This window comes from Micromonospora sp. ATA51, assembly GCF_016802855.1.
In the GTDB taxonomy this organism is placed as follows: domain Bacteria; phylum Actinomycetota; class Actinomycetes; order Mycobacteriales; family Micromonosporaceae; genus Micromonospora; species Micromonospora sicca.
In genome coordinates this window covers 1-9,881 of sequence record NZ_JAEVHJ010000257.1, presented here as the reverse complement: position 1 = coordinate 9,881, position 9,881 = coordinate 1, and the positions used below count along the sequence as shown (strand labels likewise).

At 70.0% G+C, this 9,881-nt stretch carries 10 protein-coding genes and 4 pseudogenes; 5 read left to right on the top strand and 9 right to left on the bottom strand.

Annotated features, from left to right (window positions below; translation table 11 throughout):
• The first annotated feature begins 276 nt into the window (after window positions 1-276).
• Window positions 277-897 (top strand): putative glycolipid-binding domain-containing protein, encoded by a 621-nt coding sequence (locus JNW87_RS28765; RefSeq protein ID WP_109805127.1) that lies wholly within the window; start codon window positions 277-279, stop codon window positions 895-897.
• 113 nt (window positions 898-1,010) lie between these two features.
• Here the strand turns inward: JNW87_RS28765 and JNW87_RS28760 are convergent.
• From JNW87_RS28760 to JNW87_RS28730, 8 genes and pseudogenes are all read right to left on the bottom strand, one after another.
• Window positions 1,011-1,700, bottom strand: a pseudogene (locus JNW87_RS28760) (PucR family transcriptional regulator ligand-binding domain-containing protein); the annotation flags it as partial.
• A gap of 45 nt (window positions 1,701-1,745) precedes the next feature.
• Window positions 1,746-2,181, bottom strand: a pseudogene (locus tag JNW87_RS28755) (TrmH family RNA methyltransferase); the annotation flags it as partial.
• Between the two features lie 37 nt (window positions 2,182-2,218).
• Window positions 2,219-2,773: pseudogene (locus JNW87_RS40890) on the bottom strand (argininosuccinate synthase); the annotation flags it as partial.
• Between the two features lie 61 nt (window positions 2,774-2,834).
• Window positions 2,835-3,248: pseudogene (locus tag JNW87_RS40885) on the bottom strand (phosphatase PAP2 family protein); the annotation flags it as partial.
• A gap of 34 nt (window positions 3,249-3,282) precedes the next feature.
• Window positions 3,283-3,795: a hypothetical protein gene (locus tag JNW87_RS28745; RefSeq protein ID WP_236648338.1), complete on the bottom strand. Its 513-nt coding sequence runs from the start codon at window positions 3,793-3,795 to the stop codon at window positions 3,283-3,285.
• A 155-nt stretch (window positions 3,796-3,950) separates the two neighbouring features.
• Window positions 3,951-4,238: a DUF1905 domain-containing protein gene (locus tag JNW87_RS28740; protein WP_109804030.1), complete on the bottom strand. Its 288-nt coding sequence runs from the start codon at window positions 4,236-4,238 to the stop codon at window positions 3,951-3,953.
• A 244-nt stretch (window positions 4,239-4,482) separates the two neighbouring features.
• A complete protein-coding gene (locus JNW87_RS28735; RefSeq protein ID WP_201749851.1) occupies window positions 4,483-4,656 on the bottom strand; it encodes a hypothetical protein in 174 nt (57 codons plus the stop codon).
• Entirely contained in the window at window positions 4,653-4,871 is a 219-nt protein-coding gene (locus JNW87_RS28730; protein ID WP_109804031.1) for a flavin reductase, read from the bottom strand. The genes JNW87_RS28735 and JNW87_RS28730 overlap by 4 nt, the downstream gene beginning before the upstream one ends.
• A gap of 484 nt (window positions 4,872-5,355) precedes the next feature.
• Between JNW87_RS28730 and JNW87_RS28725 the strand changes: the two genes are divergently transcribed.
• Complete coding sequence (locus JNW87_RS28725; protein WP_091269831.1) at window positions 5,356-5,580, top strand: winged helix-turn-helix domain-containing protein; 225 nt, start codon at window positions 5,356-5,358, stop codon at window positions 5,578-5,580.
• Window positions 5,581-6,416: 836 nt separating this feature from the next.
• On the opposite strand, the gene JNW87_RS28720 is transcribed toward JNW87_RS28725, so the two are convergent.
• A complete protein-coding gene (locus tag JNW87_RS28720) occupies window positions 6,417-7,547 on the bottom strand; it encodes a DUF4236 domain-containing protein (RefSeq protein WP_109804033.1) in 1,131 nt (376 codons plus the stop codon).
• Between the two features lie 249 nt (window positions 7,548-7,796).
• Between JNW87_RS28720 and JNW87_RS28715 the strand changes: the two genes are divergently transcribed.
• From JNW87_RS28715 to JNW87_RS28705, 3 genes are all read left to right on the top strand, one after another.
• Window positions 7,797-8,252, top strand: a complete 456-nt coding sequence (locus tag JNW87_RS28715) for a lamin tail domain-containing protein (protein ID WP_236648339.1) — start codon at window positions 7,797-7,799, stop codon at window positions 8,250-8,252.
• A gap of 229 nt (window positions 8,253-8,481) precedes the next feature.
• Window positions 8,482-9,297 carry a G5 domain-containing protein gene (locus tag JNW87_RS28710; protein WP_238454726.1) on the top strand — a complete coding sequence of 272 codons (816 nt, stop codon included), beginning with the start codon at window positions 8,482-8,484 and terminating at the stop codon, window positions 9,295-9,297.
• 112 nt (window positions 9,298-9,409) lie between these two features.
• Complete coding sequence (locus tag JNW87_RS28705; protein WP_146231119.1) at window positions 9,410-9,646, top strand: hypothetical protein; 237 nt, start codon at window positions 9,410-9,412, stop codon at window positions 9,644-9,646.
• Window positions 9,647-9,881: the final 235 nt, after the last annotated feature.

Here is a 9,881-nt window from a genome sequence, read left to right as displayed (position 1 = left end):
CCGGGACGCCCGGGGCGAGCGCACGTTCGGCGAGCGGGGCGGCGACTTCCGGTCGGCGGACCCCCGGGGCGGGTTCCGTTCCGAGGGGCGGGGCCGGGACGACCGGCCGCGCGACGACCGGCCGCGCGACGACCGGCGGGGCTTCGGCGGGCGACCGCCGGCGCGTACCCACTGACCTGAACACCGGACGCGCCGTGGAGCACCCGCTCCGCGGCGGCGTTTTGGCATCCCGCGCCGATGTCCGCGCCGTCGCGTAACGTCCGGTTCATGCCGACCATGCCGCAGTCGCTCTTCTGGACCAGGACGGACACCGCCGGGGCCGAGCACGTCGTCCTCGACAGCCGACAGGGACTCGCCGCGCGGGGTGTGGCGCTGGCGGTGGACCCGATCCCGTACACCTGCCGGTACCAGCTCACCGTCGGTCAGGACTGGTCGGCCACCCGGCTGGAGGCGGAGGCCGAGGGGGCCGGCTGGTCGCGGAGCGTACGGCTGGAACGCACCGGGAACGGCTGGCGGGTGCGGACCGGCGAGCAGGGTGACCTGGACGCGACGTTGCGCGCGGCCGGGCACGCCCCGGCCGGGCTGCCGGGCACGGACGACCCGGGCCGGCTGGCCGACGCGCTCGACCTCGACCTGGGCGGCTCCCCGCTGTTCAACACCCTGCCCGTACGCCGCCTCGGGCTGAGCCGGGCGCCGGCGGACCAGGCCCGCCGGGTGACCGTCGCCTGGGTGCTCGTGCCCAGCCTGGCCGTGGTCCCCGCCGAGCAGGTCTACACCCCGCTCGGGCCCGGCCGGGTGCGCTTCGCCAGCGACACCTTCACCGCGGACCTGGACGTGGACCCGGACGGCTTCGTGGTGCGCTACCCGGGTCTCGCCGAACGGGTCGACCCGCGCTGATCCGCGCTCGTCCGGTCAGGCCGGCCAAGCGCCGGTGGCCAGGAAGCGGTCGATGGTGGCGAGGTGCGGGGCGAGGTCCAGCCCCTGCCGGGTCACCCAGTCGTCGGCGTAGAGTCCTGCCCGCGGGCGCCGACGGTGGTCACCAGCCAGCCGCTGTCCGGGTCGTACGCGGTCCGGCCGGTCGGCCGGATCCGCCGGGAATGCTGCTCCCAGCCGTCCAGCAGCAGCTCCGCGTTCTCCCCCGCCGGGTCGTACGCGAGCACCTGCCGGGACAGGTTCTCCAGCACCACCGGGCTGCCGGCCAGCTCGGCGGCCTGCCGGACCACCTCGGCGGCGTCGGCGCCCTCCACCGAGAGCTCGGTGAACCGCTGGTGGATCTCCTCGGTGGCCCGCAGCTCGGTGAGCTGGGCGTCCACGATCAGCGCGTGCACCGCCTCGGTGATCCGGACGAACGGGGTGGCCCGCCGCAGCTCCACCAGCGGCAGGCCGCGCCGTTCGGCGGCGGCCGCCATCACCCGGGGCACCCCGCTGACGTACCGGCGACCCAGCTCCACCACCAGGCCGGAGACCCCGACGTCGGCCAGGTCGCCGATGAACGCGCGCAGGCCGGCGTCGTCGGCGGGCAGCCCGATGCCGGTGGTGAGCACCAGCTCCCGCCCGTTGAGCAGGGTGGCGATGTCCGGCACCTCGGTCACGTGCACCCAGCGCACCGGCTGGTCCAGCCCGGCCTCCCCGGCGACCAGGCGGGGGGCGCCGTGGCGGACCGGGTCGAGCGCGAGGACCTCACGGACGGTAGGGAACACGGCCGATACGCTACCCTGCGTCACCCTCGATCCCGAAGGGCAGCGTCACAGCGGGTCGTCGCGGCCCAGCTCCCAGCCGGCCACCGCGGTGGCGGCGGCGACGTTGAGCTAGTCCACTCCGCGCCGCATCGGGATCACCACCCGGACGTCGCTGGCGTCCATGGCGGCCCGGGTCAGGCCCGCCCCCGGCGCCCATGAGCAGGGCCGCGCGGGCCCGCTGCGCCGCGTCCAGCCGCTGGATCGGCAGCGCGTCCGGGGCGGGCGTCATCGCCAGCACCGTGAAACCGGCCGCCCGGACCTGGGCCAGGGCGTCCGGCCAGGGGTCCACCTTCGCGTACGGGACGGCGAAGACCTCACCCGTGCTGACCCGGACGCTGCGCCGGTAGAGCGGGTCGGCGCAGGACGGGGAGAGCAGCACGGCGTCCACGCCGAGGGCCGCCACGGCCCGGAAGATCGCCCCGAGGCTGGTGTGCGTACTCAAACTGCCCGGCGCTACTGATCCCTTCCCGAGGCGTCGCTCAGTCGACGCCGAACTCCATCGCGGCGCGGTCGAGTGCCTCGTCGTCGGCGGAGGAGACGCCCCGGGAGGCGATGGCTTCCGCGCCGCCCTTTGGCATCGCACCGATCAGCCCGGTCGAGGCTGCCTGCGCGGCGCCGACCATCCGCTGGGGGGTCGCGCCGCCGACCATGCCGAGGGTGGCGTACTGCTCCAGCTTCGCCCGCGAGTCGGCGATGTCCAGGTTGCGCATGGTGAGCTGGCCGATCCGGTCCGACGGGCCGAACGCCGAGTCCTCGGTACGCTCCATCGACAGCTTGTCGGGGTGGTAGCTGAACGCCGGGCCGGTGGTGTCCAGGATCGAGTAGTCGTCGCCCCGGCGCAGCCGCAACGTCACCTCGCCGGTGACCGCCGTGCCGACCCAGCGCTGCAACGACTCGCGCAGCATCAGCGCCTGCGGGTCCAGCCAGCGCCCCTCGTACATCAGCCGACCGAGGCGGCGGCCCTCGTTGTGGTAGTTCGCCAGGGTGTCCTCGTTGTGGATGGCGTTGACCAGCCGTTCGTACGCGGCATGCAGCGTGCGGGTAGTGCACGCCGATGAAGGTGCGGGAGAGCGCGGCGAGCAGGGCCAGCGGGGCGGCGACCAGTCCGATCCGGCGATGCAACAGCAGGGTCGCGGCGGCCAGGGCCCCGGCGATGGTGGCATGGTTGCTGGGGAAGGACCAGTCGCCCACCGGCGGGCAGTGGGCGGCCACGATCATCAGGTCCGCCGGGCTGCGGCAGGGCCGGTCCTCGGCGACCAGGTCCTTGAGCCCCTCGCTGCCGCCGTACGCCAGCAGCACCGACACCGGCGCGGCCAGCGCCAGCGCCCGGCCCCGGATGTCGCCGCCGACCAGCCGGGTCGCCGCGGCGACCACCAGCAGTACGCCGAGCAGCAGGACCGCCCCCTCGGTGAAGTGGGTGGCGAACCAGTGCACCGGTTGCGGTGTGCCGTCGGCGAAGTCGACGATGTCGCGGTACCAGTCGACGCTGATGTCGGGAACGTCGGTCATGATGGCGTCGGTCATGAATCACCTCACCATCTGTTCATACTCCGTGCACCTGGGGTTTTCCTTGGGAATGACCGGGCTGGCTGACCGGATCGGCGGTCACCCCGGACATCCGCTCGACCACCGCCTCCAGCGCCTCGAAGGCGTACGCCCAGTTGTGGCACTTGAAGCTGCGCAGCCCCTCGATCGGGGTGCGGCAGTCGGCGCAGTACACCCCGGGGATCGCGTCCGGCACCTCGGTGTTGACGTACTTGCGCTCGCCGAGGATCACCCGGGCGATCATCGTCGGATCGTGGACGCCGTGCAGCGCCGACGCGACGATGTCGTACCAGTTGACCCGCCGGCCGCACTTCGGGCAGTCCGGCTCGTCGCCGCTGACCCAGAGCGGCGCGCCGACGCTGCGCGCCGGCATCCCGAGCAGCTTCTCCAGCCGGCGTACGTCCGGCTCCGGCGTCGTCCAGCGGTGCCGACCCGGCAGCGACGCGGGCGAGTCGTAGACGGCGCGGAACACGACCGGATCCACCTCCACGGTCTCGCGCTTGCTGGTCATGCGGTACCTCCTCCACGCTCGGTGGCACCACCGTCCTACCAGGTGAACGGGGTGTGCAACCGGATCAAGGACACCGACACGACGGGTCAGTGGTGTGTCGCGAGCGCTGCTCCGAGCTGGGGAGGCGCTGGTGTGCCGATGCCGGCGCCGGCTGGTCAGACGTCGACGGCCAGGCGGACCGTCACCACGTCGCCCACCTCGAGCCCTTCGGCCTTCCGCACCGACGCCCGCACCGGCACGATGTACCGCCCGTCCTTCGGGAACAGCGACGTCTGCCATCCGGTCCCGCCGATCTGCGCCCGGACCGGAACCATGCCCCAGCCGTAGGTCACCAGCGCGGACGTCGCCGCCAGTTCGCCGCACTCGTCCTCGGGAACGGTGACGAAGTGCCACGGCGCCGGCCCTTTCCAGAACCACATCTCGCCGGCGAACTCCAGGTTCATCCGATCACCCCGCCCCTGGAGAACTCGCCTCTGGCCCGGTGATTGTGTCCGACGATCTCGTCCCTGTGCTGTCGCAGCTCAGAGGCGGTCTGTGGTGGGCCGCCAGGGACTCGAACCCTGAACCTATGGATTACCGGAGAGCCGGCCGGATCGGGTGCGGTACGAGGTCATCCGGGCTGCTGGCGCGCTTCTCGGCCGGGTTCGGCTGGCACGGTTGCTGTACTTCACTGCTGTACTGCTGGCGTCAAGCGAGGCGCTGGATGCGGACCTTCGGGCGCTCGTTCTTGAGGTGGCCTTGCTTGTGCTGGCGGACCTGCTCGTCCCAGACCTCTTGGTCGTAGTCCGGGTTCGGCGGGATCCACCTGTGGGAGCCGTCGCTGTAGTGGAACTTCTCGTCGCCGGGTCGCAGGAAGCTCATCGGTTCCAGCGGAGGAAGCGGTGGTGAAGTTGGCCGGCGGGGACGTGGGCCAGGTCCTGGGCGGCGTCGACGAACTGGGCGGCCAGGTAGAGGGCCAGCGACACCGGGGCGCGGTCGTACTCGGCTCGCAGCTCCCGCCGCCGGGTCTGGCAAGGCCAGTCGGCACCGCAGCCGCCGCAGGTCCAGGCCGGTGTTACCGGGAGGTGTGTCGTCATCGCGGCGCGTCCTGGCTTGGCCAGTGGCCGCGGTTGATTGGGATGGGATGACGGCTCCGGCAGGGCAGGTCGCTCCCGCAACGGCAGATGCGCCGCCAGTGCCGCCATGACCAGAGGGGCCGGTGTCGGCGGGCGAGGGTCAGCGCCGCCGCCAGGACGTACTCGTCGTAGGACACGCGCCGCCGGCTGTTGTCCTGCCGCTGTTGGCGCCCGGTATCCCGCACGGCACCTGCGGATGAATCACTTGCATCGTTCGGTGCGGTCATCACGCCTCCCGCCGACGCTTGGGGTCCCGTGGGCACCCGGTCAGCCGTGTCCGGAGACAGGGCACCCACGGCAGGACGACCCGGCCGCCAAGCTGGGTAGCCCCACGAGCAACTTAGGACGCAATGTGCGCAGGGTCAACAGCTACGACACATAGCGTTGTAAGTCGAGCCCGCCATATGGTCTGCTTGCACCAGCCGCCAAGCTGGGAGCACCACCTATGTCTGAAGCTGCCTACCTACAGGTCGCCCGGGATATCCGCGAGCAGGTCAGCTCCGGTCAGTTGAAGCCGGGCGACAAGCTGCCCTCGTTCGCCGCCCTCTGCGAGCACTACAAGGTCAGCAACACCGTGATCCGCGCCGCCATGCTGCTGCTGAAGGCCGAAGGGCTGATCGACGGCCGGCAGGGCAAGGGCGTCTACGTCGCCAACCCGCTTCCCCGGTAAGCCCGGGTCGCCCACCGAGGCGCGACACCTCGCTTACAAGCTCTGTGCTGATCGTCCGGCGTCGTCTGTCCGCATTCGGGACCTCGACCGCTTGTCCGCATGCTTCCGCCGGCGGGCGTCCTCGTCCGGGCCGGTTGCTGTCGTCGTTGCTGTCAACAGCCGCTAGTCACCCGATCCAAGCTGTCGTTCCAACTCCATGATCCGTTGATGGGCCCTGAAGGTACTCGCCCGCTGTTGCTTGTCGCTGGCGGTGATCAATCCGAGAAGAGCTTCGAGTCCCTGGTCTTCTACGTAGCAACCGGGATGGAGGAGGTCAGGTGCCGAAGTACGGAGGTCCTCCACGAACGGCTGCCACATGTAGCTCCATGAGTTGTCGCGCCGGAAGCGAAGCACCGCCGACCCACCTGGATCGACGTCTCTGGAGCAGAGTGGGCATCTCAGCACAGATCGATCATCGCCTGCCGTCCCGCCTCGCGCCAGAGCAGGGGACGACCCCCGCCGGGGGGAGCCGGACACACCTCGTCGGCTCGTGCCGATCGTTGCCGACCAGTGCGGTCGAGCAGCTGACGCTAGGCGTCCTCTGCCGGCTCGTACCCACCTGGATCAAAGGGCTTGCTGCCTCATGGCTGCCTCCGGCCTCGGCCTGGTCGTCGCTGTAGTCCCTGAACTTTCTGGATTGCCGGCGAGGAGGTTGCCTACGGTTCCGCAAGCAGGTGGCGAGCCTCCGCCGGCCGGTCTCGGGCTACGACGGTGGGGCGCGTCGCTGTAGTTCTCTGCTGTACGGCGACCAGGCCGACACCGGGTACCAACCCCGACGGGCGGAGGGCGACTCCTGGTCAGCGGTCAGTCAGTTCGGCTAGATCAACGGCGTTGATGAGTTCGGTGATCGCCGACTCGCCGGCGAGGTTCAGAGGTAGCAGTTCGCCGGTTCGAGCTCGCGGGTTGAGCAGCAGTTCAGTGCTGGTGTCGTTGACGATGGCGGCAGCGTCGGCTTCCGCCCATCGCACGCCGTTCAGCGATGCACGATGGATTTCGGTGGCGAGAAGGCACGACACCCCGGGTCTGCCATAGCTGTCCGGCCCGTCGTGGCGCAGCACGGCCACTCGCGCTGAGCCGATGGCGGGTGCGACAGCGAAGGCTTCCCGCAGGGTGACGAGGACCTGGCCGCAGACGAACTGCTTGTAGTAGGCGGCACGGTCACGCTGGGGCAACTTCCGTAGGGACAGGTTGCCGGCCTGGGTGGTGGTGGGCATGCGCTTGGGCACGACCTGCTCGACGGTGGGGACGAGCACCACGAGGGAAACCTCGTCGCCGGTGACGCCGACGGCGGCGCTCGCCGCCTCGTTGTCTTCGAACGCTTCTTCGAGGGTTTCCAGGACGACATCCGGGTCGTTGCTGCACAGTTGCTGCCACCGCTGGTCGAGGAATTGCTGCCAGCCGGCCTTCTGCTCGAGCAGGGTGGTCCACTGCCGCCGCACCTCGGCGTCGGTCCACTGCGCGGCGCGCTGTTTGGCCTGCGCCCGTTTGGTCCGCTCGAAGAACCCGACACCGGCCAGGGCGTGCTGTTCGTAGTGCTGGTAGATGCTGGCCCGGTCCGGTGGTGCGGGCTCGGGCGCGACCGGTCGGGTGGCGGCGGAGAAGTTCACCCGGTGCAGGTCGAGAATACGCAGGAACGCCTGCGCCAGATGCTGGGCCTCCTCCGCCCGCTGCGCCTGGGCGGCTTGGCGCTGCTGCGCCGCGAGCTGCCGTTGATAGGCCGCCGCTGAAGTACCGCGGCCACCGGACCCGCTACGGCCGCGGCCTCCGCCGAGGGAGGTGTAGAAGCCGACGGGACCCGCGCCAGTGGAGAAGCCGGTGCGGCCGGCGCCGAAGTGCACCCGGGCCGCCCTCGGGCCGACACTGGTGCGGATGCCGCGAGAGGAGGCACGGATACGCACCCCGGGTGCCAGCTTGATGGAGAACCCCATCAGCCGACCGTAGGCCCTGGCGCTTGAGCGATCGTTCAGCCTGTTACCTGATCGCCGCTCCGCTAACTGGTCGCCGCCGTGTCCCGATCGGGCAGCCTCGGATGCCCGGGCCGGCACTATCGCCGATGTTGACGGTTTCGGCTCGCGAACTTGTCGTTGAGCAATATTATGATCTTGCGTGCATGTGTTGCCATGCATCTACCGGCGATGGGTTCTCGCCGGCTTCTACCTTTGAGTCAAGGGGACCACTTGAAGAACAAGCTGATCGGTGCCGTCGCGGCGCTCGCCATCGCGGTCGGCGGGTCGCTCGCCGCCGCCACGCCGGCGCAGGCCGCCACCCCGGCCATCATGATCACCAAGGTCTACTACAACTCGCCGGGCAGCGACACCGGGTCGAACACCAGCCTGAACGCCGAGTACGTCCGGCTGACCAACAAGCGCAGCTCCACCATCAACCTCAAGTACTGGACTCTGCGCGACAAGTCGAACCACGTCTACAAGTTCACCACCAACTGGTACCTCAAGCCTGGATACAGCGTCGCGATCCACACCGGCAAGGGCACCAACACCAGCAGCAACCTCTACTGGGGCCTGTCCTGGTACGTGTGGAACAACAGCGGCGACGCCGCCTACCTGCGTAACTCCGCCGGCACGGGAATCGACTCGTGCTCCTGGGGCAGCAGCGGCAGCTACACCTACTGCTGAACCCAGCGGCACCATGAGCGCCGGCCCGCCATCAGGTGGGCCGGCGCTTCCCGTGCCAACTCTCTCCACCGCCGCCCCCACGGTCCGGTCGAACGCTCGGGAATGTTCCGGCCCTCGATGGGCGGTGAGCAGCAGAAACAGGACCCGTAACCGTCGGTCGAAATGCTGATACACATCGTGGCCGACCGGACGGTGCCCAACGTTGACACTGGTCAGCACACTCGGACAGGTGACGTACCAGCCTCCGCAGGACCCGTGGCAAGAGCCAACGCCTCCGCCACCCCCGCCCCCACCGCCCTACCAGCCACAGGCCGGGTACGGCAGCCAGGTACCGCCGTACCCGACGGCGCAGTTCCCAGCAGCTGCCAGCTGGAACCAGGCGCCGGCGCGGCGGAAGGCGTCCAAGGGCAAGATCGCGCTCATCAGCGCAGGGGTGCTGGTGGTGCTGTGCTGCGGGGTGCCCGGCATCGTCGCCCTTGTCTCCCCTACCAGTTCCGACAAGGACGCCACCACCCCGCCGGCCCCGACTATTCAGGCCGCGGATGCCCCGTCGACTGCAACGGAGGCAGGCCTCGCCGCCACGCCAGCAGCACCGTCGCCGACTGCGGTGACCCCCAAGGCTGCCGCCACCCCTGTGATCGAGACCCGGACCGTCACCGAGACGCAGAAGATCGCGTACCAGACCAGGACCGTCAACGACTCCTCGCTACCCAAGGGCACCAGAAAGGTGACCACCCGCGGGGTCGCGGGAGTCAAGACCCTCACCTACCAGTTGACCCTGACCGACGGCGTCCAGACAGCCAAGAAGCTGGTCCGCTCGCAGGTCACCAAGGCACCCGTCACCCAGGTCGTCAGGGTCGGCACCAAGGTCACCCAGCAGTGCGACCCGAACTACAGCGGCGCCTGCGTACCCATCGCCAGCGACGTCGACTGCGCTGGTGGCAGCGGCAACGGCCCCGCCTACGTCGACGGGCCTGTCCGAGTGGTCGGCAGCGATATCTACGACCTGGACCGAGACGGCGACGGTATCGCCTGCGACACGTGACCAAATACAGGAAGGTGCGGAGGCAGATTTGCTCCTGCCTCCGCACGCCTCATTCCTATACCCCCGGCCAGCGGCGAATCTCAGCCCCCGACAAGCGGTACGCGGAGTGGCAGTGGCGGCAGTAGAGGCATGGTTTCTGGATGGACCGGTCGACGGGAGACTCATGCCAGTGGAGGTCACCGCCGACGGCAGTCCACCGGCGGTGGTCAAGCTACCTCAGACGGGCTTCTACGTCGGGGCGAGCCACCTCGCGGCGCCCGCGGTTGAGCACGTCTACGTCCTCGCTGACAGGCTTGATGACACGGAGGTCTACCAGTACCGGCCGCCCGCTTCAGCGGCGAGAGGCTGACCACCTACCGCCGGCGGAACGCTGTTCTGCAGTTGTTCGCTCGCAGACCATTGCTATGACGGTCGACACCTGTGTATATCGAAGTACCGCTATCTTCGATTGATCGGGAGAGCCGACCGTGACCCGTACCCTGCGCTGGGCCGCCACCCTGCTGGCCGCCGTCACCGCCACCACCGCCCTGACCGCCGCCCCCGCCCACGCCGAGACCTACTCCGCCGCCCTGCGCACCGCCGTG